Genomic DNA, 20,015 nt, shown 5'->3' with positions numbered 1-20,015 from the left:
TCTTCCAGTGTTTTCCTAAGAACGTCGCCTTGATTGCGGGTGCAAAAGTACACAAGATTTCCACTAACGCAAGCTTTAAATACACTTTTTTTCAAAGTTTTTTTCAAGAGGCTGGAAACGTGCGTCTTGGAGATCGAAGTTTTTTTCATGTTTTGGAATCGGCAGTACCGTATAGAGCCGGAATCGGCGGAGATGCTGTGCCCGGGGGATTGGATTGTTCCCAGATGGAGGGTTTTTGAGGGGTGATTTCTGCGCAATTGTGGCGGAATGTCTCCAAAAACACACCCAAGGTCTCCCTCCCAGCCCCGATTGGAGTGGAAATCCTTTTCCTTTTTTCTTTAAAAAGGAAAAGATTGGAATGGAAAGCGGGAATATGGATGGAACAAATGCCCGAATGTTCTGCTCCTAATCTATAAAAGCACATACATTATATATAGGTGTAATATAGTACCTATATATATTGTGTGTGTTTTGGGAATCTTCTATATTTGCGGTCATAAATTTTATACGATGATAAAGATTACGTTACCCGATGGGTCAGTTAAAGAGTTTGCGCAAGGCGTGACTCCGATGGATGTTGCAAAAAGCATTAGTGAGGGATTGGCTAGAAATGTTATTTCGGCTTCTTTCAATGGAACTACTGTGGAAACCGCGACGGAACTGACGACGGACGGTTCGCTCGTATTATATACTTGGAATGACAAGGATGGGAAGAAAGCTTTTTGGCATTCGACTTCACACGTTATGGCGCAGGCTTTGGAAGAATTGTTTCCTGGAATCAAATTAACATTAGGACCTGCAATTGACAACGGTTTCTATTATGACGTAGATTTCGGTAATCAAAAGATTACGGATGCTGACTTTAAAAAAGTAGAAGATCGTGTTCTCGAGATTTCGAGGGGCAAATATGAATTTAAGATGCGTTCAGTTTCTAAGGCTGAAGCGTTGGATATATATAAGGACAACGAATACAAGACGGAACTGATTTCAAATCTGGAAGACGGAACGATTACTTTTTGTGATCATGCCGACTTCTTTGACCTGTGTCGTGGTGGGCATATTCCGAATACTGGAATCATCAAGGCTTTTAAAATCATGAGCGTTGCCGGTGCGTATTGGAGAGGTGATGAAAAGAACAAGCAGCTGACGCGTGTTTATGGAGTTTCTTTTCCAAAGCAAAAAGACTTGACCGATTACCTTGAACTGCTTGAAGAAGCAAAACGTCGTGATCACAGAAAGCTTGGAAAAGAATTGGAATTGTTTGCCTTCTCCCAAAAAGTAGGTCAAGGTTTACCATTGTGGCTGCCAAAAGGTGCCGCGTTGAGAGATCGTTTGGAGCAATTCTTGAAAAAAGCACAAAAGAAAGCCGGCTACGAACAAGTGGTTACACCACATATTGGTCAGAAAGAACTTTATGTGACTTCTGGACATTATGAAAAATACGGAGCAGACAGTTTCCAGCCTATCAGCACACCTGCAGAAGGCGAGGAATTTTTATTAAAACCAATGAACTGTCCGCACCACTGTGAGATTTTCAATGTTAGGCCTTGGTCCTATAAAGATTTACCGAAGCGTTATGCTGAATTCGGAACAGTATATAGATATGAGCAATCAGGTGAATTGCACGGACTGACTCGTGTTCGTGGCTTTACTCAGGATGACGCGCATATTTTCTGTACGCCAGAACAATTGGACGAAGAATTCAAAAAAGTAATTGACCTTGTATTATATGTATTCGGATCGTTAGGTTTTGAAAACTTTACGGCGCAAATTTCTTTGAGAGACCAAGAAAATAGAGCTAAATATATAGGTACTGACAAAAACTGGGAAAAAGCCGAAAATGCAATCATCAATGCAGCGAAAGACAAAGGCTTAAACACAGTTGTTGAATACGGAGAAGCCGCTTTCTATGGTCCGAAACTGGATTTTATGGTAAAGGATGCTTTGGGAAGACAATGGCAATTGGGAACCATCCAAGTGGATTATAACCTGCCTGAACGTTTTGACCTGACTTACAAAGGTTCAGACAATGAATTGCACCGTCCGGTGATGATTCACAGAGCACCTTTTGGTTCAATGGAACGCTTTATAGCAATTTTATTGGAGCATACTGCAGGAAATTTCCCTATTTGGTTGATGCCTGAGCAGGCTATTATATTGTCTTTGAGCGAGAAATATGAAAATTATGCCAAAAAAGTTTTAGAATTGCTAGAAAATGCCGAAATTCGCGCCCTAATTGACAACCGAAACGAAACAATCGGTAGAAAAATTAGAGAAGCCGAAGTTCAAAAGTATCCGTTTATGCTGATTGTAGGCGAGGAAGAAGAGAAAAATGGTACTATTTCAGTTCGTCGTCACGGACAGGAAGGAAAAGGAAATATTAGCGTTACGATTGAAGAATTTGCTTTGATTGTAAACGAAGAAATAAAAAAGACATTAAAAACATTTACAGTTTAACTTAAAATTTTAAGGCCATAGCAATAAGAAACAATAGAGGTTACCAGCCTCGAGTAGAAAAAAAAGATGCACACAGAATAAACAATCTTATTCGTGTTCCTGAAGTACGTCTTGTGGGAGAAAATGTGGAGCCAGGAGTTTACAAAATCTCTGAAGCTTTACGTATGGCAGATGAACAGGAATTTGACTTAGTTGAAATTTCTCCAAATGCTGAACCGCCTGTATGTAAAATAATGGACTATAAAAAGTTCCTTTATATGCAGAAGAAAAGAGAAAAGGAGCTTAAAGCAAAATCTACTCAAATTGTAGTGAAAGAAATTCGTTTCGGACCACAAACAGATGAGCACGATTATGAATTCAAAAGAAAAAATGCAGAGAAGTTCCTGAAAGAAGGCTCTAAATTGAAAGCATTTGTATTCTTTAAAGGACGTTCCATCATTTACAAAGATCAAGGACAAATTCTTTTATTAAGACTTGCCACTGATCTTGAAGAATTCGGAAAAGTAGAGGCCATGCCTGTTCTTGAAGGAAAGAGAATGATTATGTTCATTGCTCCGAAAAAGAAAAAATAGTTAATAGGCAAAAGCCAACAGGCAAAAGTTGTAAAACTAATGGCTAATGGCTAATGGCTAATTACTCAAAATAAGTAAGTAAGAATAAATTAAATACACTAGGAAAAATGCCTAAAATGAAAACCAAATCTAGCGCCAAGAAACGTTTCAAAGTTACTGGTTCTGGAAAGATTAAAAGAAAGCACGCTTTTAAAAGTCACATCTTGACTAAAAAATCTAAAAAGCGTAAATTAGCTTTGACTCACTCTGCACTTGTTCACAAGACAGATGAAAAAAGCATTAAACAACAATTAAGAATTATCTAATAAGCCAATAGTAAAAAGCCAATAGCCAATAGTTCTAAACTTTTGCCTAATGACTGATTACTTTTGCCTATAAATTCTTTAGGTTAAAAATTATTCAATAACCTTGGAGTACGGCCTTAAGTTCCTTTGATTAAATTCAGGACGCCTGCTACAAAAACACATTAAAATTATGCCAAGATCGGTAAATTCAGTTGCTAAAAGAGCAAGAAGAAAAAAAATAATGAAGCAAGCCAAAGGTTTCTTTGGTAGACGTAAAAACGTTTGGACAGTTGCTAAGAATGCGGTTGAGAAAGCTATGGTTTATGCTTACCGCGATAGAAAACAGAATAAAAGAAACTTCCGTTCATTATGGATCCAACGTATCAACGCTGGAGCTAGATTGGAAGGATTATCTTATTCTCAATTCATGGGGAAAGTTAAAGCTAACGGAATCGAATTGAACAGAAAAGTTCTTGCAGATTTAGCGATGAACCACCCAGAAGCTTTCAAAGCAGTTATCAAAAAAGTAAAATAAGAACGTTTGTCAAACAATAATTTATCTACTTACTTATACCAAACCCATTCGAAAGAGTGGGTTTTTTATTTTACATCCTTTATATTTGTTTTATGAATCCACTCATTCAACATATTCAAAAGTTCATTTCTTTAAGCGAAAGCGAAGCAGATGTTGTCCTTTCCTATTTTGAAGCACAAGCTTTCAAAAAGAAGCAACTGCTATTAGAAGAAGGGCAAATAGCCTACAAGCAATATTTCATTACCAAAGGGATTGTTCGGTTTTACATAAACAATTCGAAAGGTGTTGAGCAAACGATGCAATTCGGAATCGAGAATTGGTGGATCACCGATTATTTGAGTTTTCAATACCAAACTCCAACCTACTTCCACATCCAAGCTGTTGAGAACATCGAAGTCCTTTCGATTGACAGGAAATCATTTGATGCATTATTGGAACGTATTCCAAAGCTTGAAAAGTACTTCCGATTGGTTATTCAAAAATCTTTCGGTGCTTCGCAAGTCCGAATCAGATATCTCTTTACAATGTCTGCCGAAGAGCGCTTCCGCCAAATGAACGAGATGTTTCCCGAATTTGTGCAACGCGTTCCGCAATACATGATTGCTTCCTACTTGGATTTTTCGGCGGAGTTTATGAGTAAGATTCGAGCTGGAAAAGTCTGATTTCATTTCTTGAACTACTTCAAGTTTTTTGAGCCACATCTTACGCAACTTTGTAATGAACTTAAAAACATATCAAAATGGACACAAGAGTAAACATTTTCCAGACACAACCAGAAGCCTACAAAGCAATGTTCGAATTAGAAAAATACATCGCTTCAACTTCTCTAACTTCGACGCATAAAGAGCTAATCAAAATCAGGGCTTCGCAAATCAACGGTTGTGCTTTTTGCATAAACATGCATACCACTGATGCAAGAAAGCAAGGCGAAACCGAACAAAGAATCTACCTTTTAAACGCTTGGAAAGAAACCAATCTTTATACTCCAGAAGAAAGAGTAATCTTAGAAATGACCGAAGAAATAACGCTAATTCAAAAAAAGGGTTTGTCTGATGCAACTTATGCAAAAGCAAAAAACTTGTTTGATGATGATTATATCGGACACATCATGATGATGATTACCATAATCAATGCTTGGAATAGAATTGGAATTGCAACTGAACTTTCTGTTGGATAATTAATTTTTAAAATATGATTTCTGTAAAAGTAACCTACACCGTAAAACCTGAATTTGTAGCCCAAAACAAGGCCAACATCAAAATATTCTTGGAAGATTTTAATAAACTAAACGCATCCGATTTTGAATATGATGTGTTTTTATGCCAAGATGGAATTACCTTTTTACATCTATCATCTTATAAAAATGAGGAAATTCAAAACCAAATTCTGAATGTTCCGTCCTTCAAAAACTTCCAAAAAGAACGTGATGAAAGCGGTTTGAATAATTCACATACGCTTGAAATGCTTGAGCACATCGGTTCATCAAAGTAACTAAAACAAAAAGCCTGACAATGCTCTTGCCAGGCTTTTGTTTTATATGTGTATAAATCTTATTTAAAAACTTCTTCGTTCTCCCCATCAAAACTTGCAAAAACCATACTCGGATGCGAATCCTGATGAAAAACATTTCCATCAACATCAATCGCAATCGCACCTGCAAAACCATCAAACGGCTTTAACTCATTAAAGGTTTTTTCAAAAGCTTCGTTCAAAGAAAAACCATCCGTAACACGCGTTACAATCTTCGAAGCAACCGCTCCACTTACGATATCTTCCCCCACACCAGTCAAACTCACACCACAAAATTCATTAGCATAATTCCCTGCAACCGTAGCCGAATCGGATATTCTGCCCGGAATTTCAAATCCTTTCCCTCCAGTTGAAGTCGCAACCGCAATTTTACCAAAACTATCGAGTGCCACACAACCTACGGTTCCCCTTCCATTTCCAGCTTTTTTAGCTTCATATTCAGCTCTCCTTTGCGGAATTTCAGTCGAAAATTTCTCAAAACCCAACTTCCTTGCAAAATCAGTAGCTCCTTCTCCACCCAAAACTTTATCCTCGCTGTCTTGCAACATGTGTGCAACCTGAATCGGATTTTTCACCTCTTCAATATTAATAACACCGCTCATCTTCATCGAAAAGCCGTCCATCAACGAAGCACTCATCCTGATTTTACCGTCGCTTTGAATCTGCGAACCAATTCCTGCATTGAACAATTCATCATCTTCCAATTGCGAAACGGCATAAACCACCGTTTCCAAAGCCGAATGCGACTTCATAAATTCATACGAATCCTTCGCAATTCGCAACAAAGCATTCTGCTTCGCCACTTTTGTTTCATTATTGGTAGAAGATTCAGAGAAAAAACCGCCGTGGATAATTATTTTCATAGCTACTATCAATCAGTTGGAAGTCCTAATTCGTCCGCATATTGCGAAGATCGGATAAACATTTTATGCGTACTCAAATCAAAAGTGTCGTACATACTCATCACATGCGTCACCAAATGCGAGATTGAAATCGGTTGCCCCAACTCGACTTGAGTCAAATTGGTATCCTTAATTTCCCGACCGTCAACCAAAATCACAAGCCCAGAACCAATCGCCTCCATCTGCGTATTATTTTTAATCAGCAAGCCAGTATCCTCTCCAAGTCCAATTCCAAGCACTTTCGGATTCCCAACAACCGCCTGAAAAAGCCTGCCGATTCTACCCCTTTGCACAAAGTGCGTATCGATAATCACACCATCAATCAATCCCAAACCACTCGTTATTTTCACCTCGCCTTTCAGCAAAGCCTCAGAACTGCTTCCCTGATAAATCATATTATTCGACGCAGCCGCAGCACCTGCCGAAGTTCCCGCATAGATAAAATCCTCATTATGATACTTGTCTAAAATAATATCGTGAAACGCAGTTCCACCAAGAATAGAAGTCAAACGCAACTGGTCGCCACCCGTAAACATTACCACATCGGCCGCCTTCAAGCGTTCCAAAACCTCAGGAGCCGTTGCTTGCTCACGCTTTTCAATATGAAGTACCCCAACGTTTTTCGCACCCAAATACTCAAGCGCTTTCACATATTCCGGACCTATTTCTCTCGGTATTTTCGAAGCCGTCGTAATCACTTCAATCTTCGAATCTTCCTTATGCTTCGATTCTAAAATAAGACGTTTCAAAATTCCCGTCTCAAAAAAATTCAAATTATTCGCCACATTTGCATCAAAGCTGGCTTCCGTAAAACTTCCCTTATCAACCGCACCGCCGATAATCATTAACTTTCCTTTTATATTCATTTTAACTGGTATGTTAGATTGGTAAAAATAACCAAAAACTTAAAAAACACAAGCCTTCAACGCATTTTTTAAGAATAATTTCAGGAGCCAATCCGGCTTTCCACTACAAGCTCTCCGCTCAAAAGCTTTTTTTCAAAGCCACAAAAGGAGCTTCCCTTGGTCGCTCTTTTGCGTCAAGAAAAAATAGCTTTCAAGCCATCGAGGCTTTCCGTTACAATCCGGGCTATATTACAAACTACATGTAAAAACAGTTGTCGAATTACTTGTTTAAAAGCATAATGCTTTCAATAGTAAAAATATTAAATTACAATATCAGTACTAAAAAAAATATTTTAGTTGAATGATATTCTAAATATTTTAACTAATTTTCTAAATAAATTTTCAAGTTGATTTACTTCAAGAAATCAAACCTAAAAAACGTATTAAAGATCAACCGATTAACTAAAACAAAATACAACAATTAACTTCATCTGAATGAAAATATTAAAAGTACAAGCCCTTCGAGGACCCAACATCTGGAGTGTCCAAAGAAAAAAATTAATCCAAATGAGGTTGGATTTAGAGGAGATGGAACAATTTCCAACCAATAAAATAGATGGTTTCAAGGAACGCATCGAAGCAATGTTCCCTACGATGTTTGAACACAGGTGTTCAGAAGGCGTTCCAGGAGGATTCTTCTCAAGAGTAGAAAGAGGCACCTGGATGGGCCACGTAATCGAACACATTGCCTTAGAAATCCAAACCCTGGCCGGAATGGAAACCGGTTTCGGTAGAACTCGTGAAACCAAAACACCCGGAATCTACAACGTTGTTTTCAGTTATACAGAAGAAAACGTAGGCCTTTTTGCCGCAGAATCAGCCGTTCACATAGCCGAAGCCTTAATTGCTGGAACCGAATATGATTTGGAAGCCGACATCCAAAAAATGCGTGAAATTCGCGAACGCGTTCGTCTCGGACCAAGTACAGGAAGTATTGTAGAAGAAGCCGTTGCCAGAGATATTCCGTGGATTCGTCTGGGAACAAATTCACTTGTTCAGCTTGGTTATGGCGTAAACCAGATGCGTTTTCAAGCAACAATTACTTGTAAAACCAGCAACATTGCCGTTGATATCGCCTGCAATAAAGAAGAAACAAAACGTATGCTCGACCTGGCTTCAATTCCTGTAGCTAGCGGTAGCATCTGTGTCGATGAAGAAGGATTAGATGCAACAATTAAAAAAATTGGCTACCCAATTGTACTGAAACCTCTGGACGGAAACCACGGAAAAGGCGCTTCCATCAATGTAAAAAATTGGGAAGATGCAAAAGCCGGATTGAGATATGCTCAAACTTATAGTCGAAGAGTAATCGTGGAAAAATTCATTACAGGATTTGATTTCCGCGTTTTGGTCATTGATAATAAATTAGTTGCTGCCGCTAAACGTGTTCCTGCGCATGTTGTTGGAGATGGAAAAAGCACCATTCAAAGCCTTATTGATGAAACCAATAAAGATCCAAGAAGAGGTTATGGCCATGAAAATGTTCTGACGCAGATTGATGTAGACCGTGATACCTTAGATTTATTGGAAAAACTGGATTATACTGTTGAAAGCATTCCTAAAAACGGAGAAATTGTTTACTTGAAATCGACTGCCAATTTGAGTACGGGCGGTACTTCTGTAGATGTTACCGATATGATGCACCCTGAAAACATCTTTCTAGCCGAAAGAATTTCAAGGGTGATCGGCCTCGATATTTGTGGTGTTGATATTATGGCTGAAAATCTGACACAACCTTTAAAGGAAAATGGCGGTTGTATTTTGGAAGTAAATGCCGCTCCAGGCTTTAGGATGCATCTTGCTCCTTCTGAAGGTTTGCCCCGAAATGTTGCTTCGCCAGTCATTGACATGCTTTATCCACCGGGAAAAGCAAGCAGAATTCCGATTATCGCAGTAACTGGAACAAACGGAAAAACCACCACTACCCGACTTTTGGCGCATATTGTAAAAAATAATGGCTACAAAGTAGGCTTCACAACATCGGATGGAATTTACATCCAAAATCACATGATGGAAAAAGGCGACACAACGGGACCTATTTCTGCAGAATATATCTTGAAAGATCCTACTGTAGAATTTGCAGTTCTGGAAACAGCACGAGGTGGAATTCTTCGTTCAGGATTAGGATTTAGCCGTTGTGACATTGGTGTAATTACGAATATTCAGGAAGACCATTTGGGCTTGAGTGATATCCACACACTTGATGATTTGGCAAGAGTGAAAAGCACGGTTGTAAAAAGTATCAAGAAAGATGGTTGGGCCATTTTGAACGGAGATGATGAGCAATGCATCAAGATAGGAGAAAATTTAAGTTGCAATGTAGCTTATTTCAGTATGGATGAGGAAAGTCCTTTCATCAAAAAACAATCCAAGGAAGGAAAAATTGTGGCTGTTTACGAAAATGGTTTTATTACAGTAAAAAAAGGAGAATGGAAAATCCGAGTGGAAAAAGCGACACACGTTCCGCTGACTTTGGGTGGAAAGGCCAAATTTATGATTGCGAATGCTTTGGCCGCAACGTTGGCGAGTTACTTATGGGGCTTTAAAACGGAAGATATTAGTCTATCACTTCAAACTTTTATTCCAAGTGTGGCGCAAACTCCTGGTAGGATGAACATTTTTGAGTTTAAAAGATTCAAAGTGCTAATTGATTTTGCTCATAATCCGGCTGGCTATTTAGGTGTTGAAGATTTCTTGAGTTCCGTTGAAGCCAATAAAAAAATTGGAATCATTGCCGGAGTTGGCGACCGTCGTGACGAAGACATTAAGGAATGCGCAAAAATTGCAGGCAGAATGTTTGATCACATCATTATTCGTTCGGAAAAACATTTGAGAGGCAGGACGGAAGAGGAAATCAACGATTTGATCCTTGATGGGATATCAGCATCTGGCAGGTCTGTAACTTATGAAATCATTTCTAAAGAGGTTGATGCGATTAAACATGCCATCAATATTGCCGAAGAAGGAACCTATATTACAGCTTTGAGCGATGTGGTAACCAATGCAATAGAAATTGTCCAGCAGTATTTGGACAAGGAAAATGAAGCAGGTTCTATTTAAACACAATTTCAATAACTTTAAGGATAATGTTAACGGGGGTTAAAATCCTGTTGACATTATCCTTTTTTAATACATTTGCCTTCTATCAAACAAAAATCAATATGAATAAAAAAATTATTGCTGTTTTTAGTCTCTTCTTGGCGTTTACAGCTGTCGGACAAACAAAAAAAATCACCTTGGATGATGGTGTTTTGCAACAATACAGAGCTTTTAGACCCGATCAAATGTTGGGTTTTCAATGGATTCCAAACTCAAATAAGTATATCTACTTTGAAAATTTAGGTCAGAAATTAATGTCGGCGAGTTCAGTTGATACAAAAGCTACTGAATTGGTAACTCTTTCCGATTTAAACAAAACCCTTGCAACCAGTTTCAGAGGTTTTTTTGGAATTGAGTGGAAAGACGCCAACACTTTTATCTTAAGCGACGGAAGTAAATTCTACGAGTACAACGTTGCCACAAAAACTGGAAAGCAAATTGCTGAATTGCCTGAGACTTCAGAGAATCAAACCTTCGACAGCAAGAAACAAAATATTGCCTTTACAGAAAAAAACAATCTGTTTATACTAAAAAACAATCAGAAAGTAGCGGTTACAAATGAAACTAACGAAGGAATTGTTTCGGGACAGACCTATGCAAGAAGCGAATTTGGAATTCATAATGGAATTTTCTGGTCGCCAAATGCAAACTTTTTAGCCTTTTATCAAAAAGATGAAACCGAAGTAGCCGATTATCCTTTGTTGGACATCAATGAAACGCCTGGAAAGTTAGTGAACATCAAATATCCGATGGCAGGACAAAAAAGCGAGAAGCCAAAAGTTGGAATCTATAATTTGGCTACAGCCAAAACCGTTTTTATCACTCCAAAAGGAAGCAGTGAAGATTATCTGACGAATTTATCTTGGACACCTGATGAAAAATTCGTCTTGATTGCCGAAGTTAACCGCGGACAAAATAATATGTCGCTTCATTTATATGATGCAAATACAGGAGCTTTCGTAAGAACACTATTGAACGAAAAAAATCCAAAATGGGTGGAGCCGGAACATCCTGCCTTTTTCCCAAGCAATAAATCGAATAATTTTGTATGGTTCAGCGAAAAAGATGGCTTTCAAAACTTGTACTATTATTCAATCGAAGGAAAACTAATCAAACAATTGACTAATAATAAATTTGTAGCAACTGGAATTTTGGGAGCAAATCCGGCTGGAACAGAAATTTATTTTTCTGCCACAGGAGCCAATCCAACAAATATGTTGGCTTACAAAGTTGATTTAAAAGGAAAACAAACTTTATTAACCAAAGACGAAGGTGTTCATAATTTCTCTGTTAATACCGATGGGAATTGGTTTTTTGATGAATTCTCCAATCATAGCACACCTTCAAAATCTTTGCTTTTAGATAAAAATTTAAAGGTTACTCCTTTGGTCGAGAGCAAAAACAAATATGCCGATTACCAAATGGGAACTGCTGAAATCAAAACAATCAAAGCGGGCGACGGAACGACTGATTTGTACACACGATTGATCAAACCAAGTAATTTCGATCCATCGAAAAAATATCCAGTGATGGTTTATGTATATGGTGGTCCACATGCACAAATGATTACAAATTCATATTTGGATGGAGCCAATCTTTGGATGTATTGGATGGCCGAACAAGGTTATCTAGTGTTTACGGTTGATAACAGAGGTTCTGAAAACCGAGGTTTGGATTTTGAAAATGTAATTCACGGAAAATTAGGCGAGCATGAAATTGAAGACCAAATGAAAGGTGTTGAATACTTGAAATCGCTTCCGTATGTGGATGGAAATCGTTTGGCAGTTCACGGTTGGAGCTATGGCGGTTTTATGACCACTTCATTGATGTTGAAAAAACCAGATACGTTTAAAGTAGGAGTTGCCGGTGGACCGGTGACAGATTGGAAATATTATGAAGTGATGTATGGCGAACGCTATATGGATACTCCCGCGGAAAATCAAAAAGGTTATGATGAAGCAAATACTTTGAATTTCGTAAAAAATCTAAAAGGAAAATTGCTTTTGATTCATGGAACAAGTGATGATGTGGTGGTGATGCAACAGAATTTTGCCTTGGTCAAAAAATTCATCGAATCGGAAAAACAGATTGATTTCTTTCCTTATCCAATGCACAAGCACAATGTTGGTGGAAAAGACAGAGTTCATTTGATGCGAAAAGTTTTGGATTATATTATTGAGAATAACAAGTAAACCGATTTACTTATCATATAAAATCCCGATTACAGCTTTGTAATCGGGATTTTTTTGTTTCATTGATTAAACAATGGCAATTAAAATTTTGATGATGTATTTATTGTCGCACTATTTTGTCTTATCTGCTTTCATTGATTAAAACTAAATACTAGATCCATCGATTAAAATCATTGGCTATTCAAATTTGATCATGTATTATTGTTACCTATCTTGTCTTATATATTTTCATTGATTAAAACCAAATACATGATCTCAATTAGATTGAAGATATATTTATCTTTCCATTTTGAATAATAAAAAAAGGCTGCCTCAAATAGAGACAGCCTTTTTCATTATTAGGATGCTTTTAAAAATTAAGCAACATCTTCTTTAGTAGCATCTGCGTTGTGCAGGTTTTCAATACGCTTGTGCTCAGCATCTGGAATTGTATCACACAATACCGGAGTTGCAACGAACCAAGATGAATATGTACCTACAATCATACCGATTAACATTGCGAAGATAAATCCTCTCATTGTGTCTCCACCGAAGATGAACATAATCAATAATACCAAGATCATCGTCAATGAAGTATTGATTGTTCTAGACAAAGTAGAGTTTACCGATTTGTTTACGATGTCGTTGAAACTACCTTTTACATTCCCTGCAAGGTACTCACGAACCCTGTCAAATACAATTACGGTATCGTTCATCGAGTATCCAATAACGGTAAGGATTGCCGCAATGAAATGCTGGTCGATTTCCATACTGAAAGGCATGTATTTCCAAGTCAATGAATATAATCCTAATACGAAAATAACGTCGTGTGCTACAGATGCAATTGCACCTAAGCTGTACTGCCATTTACGGAAACTCACTGTCAAGTAAACAAATACGATAGCCATAGCTCCAAGAACTGCATAGTATGAATTGGTTTTCATATCCTCTGCCATTGTTGGTCCTACTTTAGAAGCCTGAACAACTCCTAGGTTTTTACCATCATAAGAATTTACGAATTTATCATAATTCATGTCTTTGCTATAATGTTTAGAAAGACCTTTGAACAATAGTTGGTTTACTTCAGCATCTGCTTCTGTACCCGCTACTTCAACTTTATATTTAGTTGTAATCTTTAATTGATTATCCTTACCAAAAACTTTTGCTTCTACTTGCTCACCGAATATTGCTGTCAATTCTTCTTTAACAACTTCTGGGCTCACTTTATCTTCAAAACGTACTTGGAAAGTTCTTCCTCCTACAAAGTCAACACCAGGATTCAAACCGTGTGTAGCCAATGAGAAGATACTTACAATAACGATTACCGCTGAAAAAGCATAAGTATATTTTTTCACACCTAAGAAATCAAAGTGGAAGTTTGTAAACCAGTTTTTAGTAATGTTTGTTGAGAATTGGATTTTATTTCCTTTAGCAACACTTCTATCCAAAAGGATTCTTGTAATGAAGATTGAAGTAAACAAAGATGTTACGATACCAATTAATAATGTCAATGCAAAACCTTGGATTGGTCCTGTACCAAAAATGTACAATACAATACCCGTCAAAATGTGCGTTACGTTTGCATCAAAGATTGGACGCATTGCTCCAGTCCAGCTAAATGCCGATTTAATTGCTTCTTCTAAAGTTTTACCGTTTCTCAATTCTTCTTTTCCTCTTTCGTAGAAAAGGATGTTCGAGTCAACCGCAGTACCCATTGTCAAAACGATACCTGCAATACCTGGAAGTGTCAATACAAATCCGAAACTTGCCATGATACCAAACATGAACAAAAGGTTCACTGCCAAAGCGATATTAGCATAAACACCTGCTCTACCATAATAGAAAATCATCCAGATAGAAACGATCAATAATCCGAATAATGATGAGTTGATACCTGCATCAATAGCTTCCTGACCCAAAGATGGTCCTACTACTTCTGATTGAATAATATCTGCCGCTGCTGGTAATTTACCTGCTTTCAATACGTTTGCTAAATCTTTTGTTTCTGCTACTGTAAACGCTCCAGAAATTTGAGAATTTCCACCTGCAATTGGTCCAGTTGTTACACCTGGTGCAGAATAAACTACATCATCAAGAACGATTGCAATAAAACTTCTTTGGCTATACGCTTTTCCTGTTAATTCTTCCCAAGTTTTTGCTCCAGCACCATTCATTTGCATAGAAACGCAAGGTTTACCCATTTGGTCAAACTCGTCTCTAGCTTCTGTAACTACTCCACCGCTCATTGGAGCTACGTTGTTTCTATTTCCTTTTAAAGCATATAAATCAAAAGTTTCGATTTCTTTACCTTTATCATCTTTAATAGTTGTTGGTTTTCCCCAAACAAATTTTGCAAATCTTTGATCACCTTGCAAAAGGTTTCTGATGTCTTGTCTGTTCAAATAACCAGAAACAGCGGCAGTATCTTTAGAAGAGAAAACAGCTAAAACTGGTCCTCCGCCTTGTCCGATAATTTTGTCGAACAAAGGATTGTTTCCTTTTACAGCAGTAGAATCAGCTGCATCATCAGTCAATAATGAGCTTAGAGAATCTTTCTTTGCAACAGCAGTTTCTTTAACAGCAACTTCTGTTTTTTTCAATGCTTCGTTAGCGGCTCCTAAGAATCCACCAATTTCTTCAATTTTATAGGTTTCCCAAAACTCTAATTGAGCAGTACTTGATAATAACTTTTTAATACGGTCAACATCCTTAGCACCTGGAAGTTCAACAAGGATTCTTCCTGTTTCACCTAATTTTTGGATGTTTGGCTGTGTAACTCCAAATTTATCAATACGTTTTCTCAATACCAAGAAGGCACTGTTTACAGACTCATCAACTTTTTTTCTGATTACTTTTTCAGCTTCAGCATCTGTCATTTTAAAGTTGACACCATCTGTTCCTTGCATATTTTTATTAGCAAAGATTTCAGGAGAAGCTAATTTTGTTTTTCCTGCAGAAGCCTCTTTAAATGCAATAAAAAAGGCATCAATATAAGTTTGATTTCCTTGAAGGTTTTTGGTAGCATTATCTAAAGCTTGGTTGAAAACTGGATCTTTAGAATTGTTTGCCAATCCTTTCAAAACATCTTTCACAGATATTTGAAGAACAACATTTATTCCTCCTTCTAAGTCCAAACCTTTGTTGATTTTTTTATCCTTTACATCATTATATGTAAAAGACATAAAAACCTTTTCCTTACCAATTGAGTCAAGGTATTTTAACTCTTGCTCTGAATTACCTTTTGCAAAAGCTTTTGCTTTGCTTTCAACGCTACTTGCGACAAATGTGAAAGTAAGTTGGTAAATACTTACCAATGCAAATAAAATTGCAAAAAATTTAACGAGTCCTCTATTCTGCATTATTACTAATAATTAATTAATTTTGAATGTGTTTTAATGTTTTAATTGTTAAAAAATAAATAAATCAACGCCTTTAAACTACAAAGACGACAACTACGAATATTTCCCTTTTTTTGAAACGAGCAAATATATAATTTACAAAAAGATTAACCAATTTATTTATCGATTAATCTCAAAAAAAAGACTGCAAGTTTGCAGTCTTTTTTGTATTTTGTGTAAAAGCTTACGCTAAAACAGATTTCAAATCTGCATTCATGTTGCGAACTGCATCGGCACTTTTTGCAAATAAAGCTTTCTCAGCATCATTCAAAGTAATATCAACAATTTCCTCAATACCGTTCTTACCAATAATACAAGGAACCCCGATACAGATATCTTCTTGACCGTATTCACCTTCTAAGAAAACAGAACAAGCAATCATTTTTCGTTGATTGTTCAAGATACTATCTACCAAGTAAGCAACAGATGCTCCTGGTGCATACCAAGCTGAAGTACCTAACAATCCTGTTAATGTAGCACCACCAACCATAGTATCTGCAGCAACTTTATCCAATTGCTCTTGAGTTAAGAATTCCGAAACTGGGATTCCATTATAAGAAGCCAATCTTGTCAAAGGAATCATAGTCGTATCTCCGTGACCTCCAATTACCATTGCAGAAACATCATTTGCAGGCTTGTTCAAAGCTTTAGACAAATAATATCTGAAACGTGAGCTATCTAAAGCGCCACCCATTCCAATAATTCTATTTTTTGGCAATCCTGTAGATTTCAAAGCCAAATAGGTCATTGTATCCATTGGGTTTGAAACTACCACAACAATTGTATTTGGTGAGTGAGCCAAAACATTATCTACAACCGATTTTACAATTCCGGCATTGATTCCGATTAATTCCTCACGTGTCATTCCTGGTTTTCTAGGAATTCCAGAAGTAATCACCACTACATCACTGTTAGCCGTTTTAGTATAATCATTAGTAACTCCCGTAAGTTGCGTATTAAATCCAGTATTAGTAGCACATTGCATGATATCCATAGCTTTACCTTCGGCAAAACCTTCTTTGATATCCAATAAAACTACTTCACTTGCGATTCCTCTGTAAGAAATGATGTCTGCACACGATGCTCCAACGTTTCCAGCACCAACTATTGTAACTTTCATATTATGTTGTTTTTATATTTAATAATTAGAATTCGTATTGTAATGCGGTATTTGAGTTTACAAATTTACCAAAAGCAAGCGTTTGTTGTATATAAAAATGGTTAAATTGATACCTGCCAGAAACTTCTCCAATTGCATTGAATTTTGTTCTAGCAATCGATTTCAATTGTCCATTTAGAACATCCTGCAGAGGAGTGATCTTTTCGATTTCTCCTTTTGGTCCATTTACTTTGTATTCAAAATCACTTGTATTCATTATAAAGCCTGCGGAAAGTTCGAATTTATTAAACTCTTTTGATGCGTTTACTTGAAATTGCCAGGTATCGATTAAACTGTTTAAAGCATTTAGACCAAGATTACCATAAGATGTTTGTACATCTAAAAAATTTACTGTGAGATCTTCTTTAGAATAAGCTAGTAATACTGAAAGATGTAGTTTTCTTTTTTCAAGACTTGAAAAATATTGACTCAAGTTATGCTTTAAACCCAAACCATAAACCTGATAATCCACATTTTTCAACTTGATCATTGGTGAAAATTTACCAATAAATTCCGTTCCATACAACAAACCTAGAGAACCTTGTAAGTAGGGATAAAAAACGACTTCCCGATCAATTCCTTCAGGTGTTCTTAAGGAGACTTGGCTTCCGTTGAGTTCTCCAATTAATTCTACATACTCATCGCTTCCTAAAGTTGAAGGTGTTAAGGCACTTTCAACACCTTCTTTATTTATTTTAAAAAAAGATAGATCATTATTGGAAAGCCTAAAACTTCTATCAGATTGCGGAACGAAGAAAATATTTCCGTGCAAACCAAGGGTAAAATCCCAAAGTTTGGCTTTTTTAGGAGTATTCACCCATCCTGATGCCGCTTGGTAAACCGCGGCATCCGTGGCGGGTGTAACATATTTGTCAGTAAAAAAAATCGCATCTTTTATTAGAGAAGAAATTTCTTCAACTGGTATAGATTGTGCTTTTGCATTGGTAACGCAAAAAACGAAAAGCACGATTCCTTTTAAGACCGATTTACGCATCAATATTAGCGTAAACAGCATTCTTCTCAATAAACTCTCTTCTTGGCGGCACCTCATCACCCATCAACATAGAGAAGATTCTATCGGCTTCAGCAAGACTGTCAATGGTCACTTGACGTAGTGTTCTGAAATTTGGATCCATTGTAGTTTCCCACAATTGCTCTGCATTCATCTCTCCAAGACCTTTATAACGCTGGATTGCGGCACTTCCACCCATTCTCTCATTTGCCTGATCACGTTGAATATCATTCCAAGCGTATTCTTTTTTGTTTCCTTTTTTCACCAAATATAATGGCGGAGCAGCAATATAAACGTGTCCATCTTCGATTAATTCACGCATAAAACGGAAAAAGAAAGTAAGAATCAAGGTAGCAATGTGACTACCATCGACGTCGGCATCACACATGATGATCACCTTGTGGTATCTTAATTTTTCAAGATTCAAGGCTTTACTATCTTCAGCGGTACCAATTGTTACACCTAAAGCCGTAAAAATATTTCGAATCTCTTCGTTTTCAAAAACCTTGTGGTGCATCGCCTTTTCAACATTCAAAATCTTACCTCTTAACGGCAAAATTGCTTGAAAATTTCTATCACGTCCTTGCTTTGCAGTTCCACCAGCCGAATCTCCCTCGACAAGATACACCTCACATTTTGCCGGATCCTGCTCTGAACAATCAGAAAGTTTTCCTGGCAATCCGCCTCCACCCATTACGGTTTTACGCTGCACCATTTCACGTGCTTTTTTAGCAGCATGACGTGCTTGAGCCGCAAGGATTACTTTTTGTATGATGATACGGGCATCATTTGGATTTTCTTCCAAATAATTCTCCAGCATTTCGGCTACTGCCTGGCTAACTGGCGAAACAACCTCTCTGTTTCCTAATTTGGTTTTGGTTTGACCTTCAAATTGAGGCTCAGCAACCTTAACTGAAATAATTGCTGTCAATCCTTCACGGAAATCATCTCCAGCAATTTCAAATTTCAACTTATCCAACATTCCAGAAGCATCGGCATATTTTTTAAGTGTTCTTGTAAGACCACTTCTAAAACCTTGCAAATGCGTTCCTCCTTCGTGTGTGTTGATATTGTTTACATATGAAAAAATATTCTCTGTATAACTTGTATTGTAAATCAAGGCAACCTCAACAGGAATTTCTCCTTTATCATTATCCATTGAAATAACATGCGCGATGATTGGCTCACGGTTTCCATCCAAGTAGCGGATGTATTCCTTTAAACCTTCATCAGAATGGAAAACTTCAGATAGGAAATTTCCATCTTTATCAACTTCTCTCTTATCTGTAAAAGTAATGGTGATTCCTTTGTTCAAATAGGAAAGCTCGCGCATACGGGCCGACAAAGTATCATATGAAAACTCTGTTGTTTGCGTAAAGATTGTATCATCTGGATAAAACGTTTGTCTGGTTCCTCTTTTTTCAGTTTCACCAACTTGTTTTACAGGATACATTGCTTTTCCTCTCTCGTATTCCTGCTCGTAAATTTTTCCTTCACGGAAAACGGTAGATTTCATGTGGTTTGACAAGGCATTTACAACTGAAACACCCACACCGTGCAAACCTCCAGAAACTTTGTATGAATCTTTATCAAACTTACCTCCTGCTCCAATCTTGGTCATTACAACCTCAAGTGCAGAAACGCCTTCTTTTTTATGCATATCGACTGGAATACCACGACCGTTGTCTTCAACCGTCACAGATCCGTCTTCATTAATCCAAACGCCAATTGTGTCGCAATGACCTCCCATTGCCTCATCGATAGAGTTGTCTACCACTTCGTAAACCAAGTGATGAAGACCTCTAACACCTACATCTCCAATATACATCGACGGACGCATTCTTACGTGCTCCATCCCCTCTAATGCCTGAATACTATCTGCTGAATAATTGTGTTTATTAACTTCTTCGCTCATATTATATATTATTCTGAATGATTTTTTGTTTAACGAACAAATATAAGAAAACGCAAGTGATAATCGCTTATAAATG

General features: G+C 37.3%; 16 protein-coding genes. 10 read left to right on the top strand and 6 right to left on the bottom strand.

Annotated features, from left to right (window positions below):
• The 8 genes from ACI6PS_RS05120 to ACI6PS_RS05085 form a co-directional block, all read left to right on the top strand.
• Nucleotides 1–239 (top strand): hypothetical protein (locus ACI6PS_RS05120; RefSeq protein ID WP_421011474.1); only part of this gene is annotated, 239 nt, incomplete at its 5' end.
• A 271-nt stretch (nucleotides 240–510) separates the two neighbouring features.
• A complete protein-coding gene (gene thrS / locus ACI6PS_RS05115) occupies nucleotides 511–2,457 on the top strand; it encodes a threonine--tRNA ligase (RefSeq protein ID WP_421011473.1) in 1,947 nt (648 codons plus the stop codon).
• Nucleotides 2,458–2,474: 17 nt separating this feature from the next.
• Complete coding sequence (gene infC / locus ACI6PS_RS05110) at nucleotides 2,475–3,029, top strand: translation initiation factor IF-3 (RefSeq protein ID WP_421011480.1); 555 nt, start codon at nucleotides 2,475–2,477, stop codon at nucleotides 3,027–3,029.
• 107 nt (nucleotides 3,030–3,136) lie between these two features.
• A complete protein-coding gene (rpmI, locus tag ACI6PS_RS05105; protein ID WP_011921545.1) occupies nucleotides 3,137–3,334 on the top strand; it encodes a 50S ribosomal protein L35 in 198 nt (65 codons plus the stop codon).
• Between the two features lie 169 nt (nucleotides 3,335–3,503).
• The gene (gene rplT, locus ACI6PS_RS05100) at nucleotides 3,504–3,848 is read left to right on the top strand and encodes a 50S ribosomal protein L20 (protein WP_421011472.1); all 345 of its coding nucleotides are present in this window, start codon (nucleotides 3,504–3,506) and stop codon (nucleotides 3,846–3,848) included.
• A 92-nt stretch (nucleotides 3,849–3,940) separates the two neighbouring features.
• A complete protein-coding gene (locus ACI6PS_RS05095) occupies nucleotides 3,941–4,510 on the top strand; it encodes a Crp/Fnr family transcriptional regulator (protein WP_421011471.1) in 570 nt (189 codons plus the stop codon).
• 77 nt (nucleotides 4,511–4,587) lie between these two features.
• On the top strand, nucleotides 4,588–5,025 hold the full coding sequence (locus tag ACI6PS_RS05090; protein ID WP_421011470.1) for a carboxymuconolactone decarboxylase family protein: 438 nt from the start codon (nucleotides 4,588–4,590) through the stop codon (nucleotides 5,023–5,025).
• Between the two features lie 14 nt (nucleotides 5,026–5,039).
• Nucleotides 5,040–5,339: a hypothetical protein gene (locus tag ACI6PS_RS05085; protein ID WP_421011469.1), complete on the top strand. Its 300-nt coding sequence runs from the start codon at nucleotides 5,040–5,042 to the stop codon at nucleotides 5,337–5,339.
• A 59-nt stretch (nucleotides 5,340–5,398) separates the two neighbouring features.
• Here ACI6PS_RS05085 and ACI6PS_RS05080 read toward each other — a convergent pair whose 3' ends face one another.
• On the bottom strand, nucleotides 5,399–6,241 hold the full coding sequence (locus ACI6PS_RS05080) for an isoaspartyl peptidase/L-asparaginase (protein WP_421011468.1): 843 nt from the start codon (nucleotides 6,239–6,241) through the stop codon (nucleotides 5,399–5,401).
• An 8-nt stretch (nucleotides 6,242–6,249) separates the two neighbouring features.
• Nucleotides 6,250–7,146, bottom strand: coding sequence for a cyanophycinase (locus ACI6PS_RS05075; protein ID WP_421011467.1), 897 nt, complete (start codon nucleotides 7,144–7,146; stop codon nucleotides 6,250–6,252).
• Between the two features lie 474 nt (nucleotides 7,147–7,620).
• Between ACI6PS_RS05075 and cphA the strand changes: the two genes are divergently transcribed.
• The gene (gene cphA, locus ACI6PS_RS05070; protein ID WP_421011466.1) at nucleotides 7,621–10,245 is read left to right on the top strand and encodes a cyanophycin synthetase; all 2,625 of its coding nucleotides are present in this window, start codon (nucleotides 7,621–7,623) and stop codon (nucleotides 10,243–10,245) included.
• Between the two features lie 101 nt (nucleotides 10,246–10,346).
• On the top strand, nucleotides 10,347–12,476 hold the full coding sequence (locus ACI6PS_RS05065; protein ID WP_421011465.1) for a DPP IV N-terminal domain-containing protein: 2,130 nt from the start codon (nucleotides 10,347–10,349) through the stop codon (nucleotides 12,474–12,476).
• A 356-nt stretch (nucleotides 12,477–12,832) separates the two neighbouring features.
• Here ACI6PS_RS05065 and secDF read toward each other — a convergent pair whose 3' ends face one another.
• The 4 genes from secDF to gyrB form a co-directional block, all read right to left on the bottom strand.
• Nucleotides 12,833–15,814: a protein translocase subunit SecDF gene (gene secDF / locus ACI6PS_RS05060; protein WP_421011464.1), complete on the bottom strand. Its 2,982-nt coding sequence runs from the start codon at nucleotides 15,812–15,814 to the stop codon at nucleotides 12,833–12,835.
• Nucleotides 15,815–16,037: 223 nt separating this feature from the next.
• Nucleotides 16,038–16,973 (bottom strand): malate dehydrogenase, encoded by a 936-nt coding sequence (mdh, locus tag ACI6PS_RS05055; protein WP_421011463.1) that lies wholly within the window; start codon nucleotides 16,971–16,973, stop codon nucleotides 16,038–16,040.
• 25 nt (nucleotides 16,974–16,998) lie between these two features.
• Nucleotides 16,999–18,006, bottom strand: a complete 1,008-nt coding sequence (locus ACI6PS_RS05050; RefSeq protein ID WP_421011462.1) for a DUF6588 family protein — start codon at nucleotides 18,004–18,006, stop codon at nucleotides 16,999–17,001.
• Nucleotides 17,999–19,939: a DNA topoisomerase (ATP-hydrolyzing) subunit B gene (gyrB, locus tag ACI6PS_RS05045; protein WP_421011461.1), complete on the bottom strand. Its 1,941-nt coding sequence runs from the start codon at nucleotides 19,937–19,939 to the stop codon at nucleotides 17,999–18,001. The genes ACI6PS_RS05050 and gyrB overlap by 8 nt, the downstream gene beginning before the upstream one ends.
• Between the last annotated feature and the right edge of the window lie 76 nt (nucleotides 19,940–20,015).

The organism is Flavobacterium sp. PLA-1-15 (assembly GCF_049060005.1).
Taxonomy (GTDB): Bacteria; Bacteroidota; Bacteroidia; order Flavobacteriales; family Flavobacteriaceae; genus Flavobacterium.
The sequence above is the reverse complement of the archived record's forward strand: the minus strand, read 5'-3'. Positions and strand labels throughout refer to the sequence as shown.

Excerpts from the sequence above, each read along its gene's own strand:
- ACI6PS_RS05085 (WP_421011469.1), top strand. The coding sequence starts at position 5,040 with ATGATTTCTGTAAAAGTAACCTACACCGTAAAACCTGAATTTGTAGCC.
- rplT (WP_421011472.1), top strand. The coding sequence starts at position 3,504 with ATGCCAAGATCGGTAAATTCAGTTGCTAAAAGAGCAAGAAGAAAAAAA.
- ACI6PS_RS05050 (WP_421011462.1), bottom strand. The coding sequence starts at position 18,006 with ATGCGTAAATCGGTCTTAAAAGGAATCGTGCTTTTCGTTTTTTGCGTT.
- secDF (WP_421011464.1), bottom strand. The coding sequence starts at position 15,814 with ATGCAGAATAGAGGACTCGTTAAATTTTTTGCAATTTTATTTGCATTG.
- ACI6PS_RS05065 (WP_421011465.1), top strand. The coding sequence starts at position 10,347 with ATGAATAAAAAAATTATTGCTGTTTTTAGTCTCTTCTTGGCGTTTACA.
- ACI6PS_RS05095 (WP_421011471.1), top strand. The coding sequence starts at position 3,941 with ATGAATCCACTCATTCAACATATTCAAAAGTTCATTTCTTTAAGCGAA.
- ACI6PS_RS05090 (WP_421011470.1), top strand. The coding sequence starts at position 4,588 with ATGGACACAAGAGTAAACATTTTCCAGACACAACCAGAAGCCTACAAA.
- rpmI (WP_011921545.1), top strand. The coding sequence starts at position 3,137 with ATGCCTAAAATGAAAACCAAATCTAGCGCCAAGAAACGTTTCAAAGTT.
- ACI6PS_RS05075 (WP_421011467.1), bottom strand. The coding sequence starts at position 7,146 with ATGAATATAAAAGGAAAGTTAATGATTATCGGCGGTGCGGTTGATAAG.
- thrS (WP_421011473.1), top strand. The coding sequence starts at position 511 with ATGATAAAGATTACGTTACCCGATGGGTCAGTTAAAGAGTTTGCGCAA.
- ACI6PS_RS05080 (WP_421011468.1), bottom strand. The coding sequence starts at position 6,241 with ATGAAAATAATTATCCACGGCGGTTTTTTCTCTGAATCTTCTACCAAT.
- cphA (WP_421011466.1), top strand. The coding sequence starts at position 7,621 with ATGAAAATATTAAAAGTACAAGCCCTTCGAGGACCCAACATCTGGAGT.
- gyrB (WP_421011461.1), bottom strand. The coding sequence starts at position 19,939 with ATGAGCGAAGAAGTTAATAAACACAATTATTCAGCAGATAGTATTCAG.
- mdh (WP_421011463.1), bottom strand. The coding sequence starts at position 16,973 with ATGAAAGTTACAATAGTTGGTGCTGGAAACGTTGGAGCATCGTGTGCA.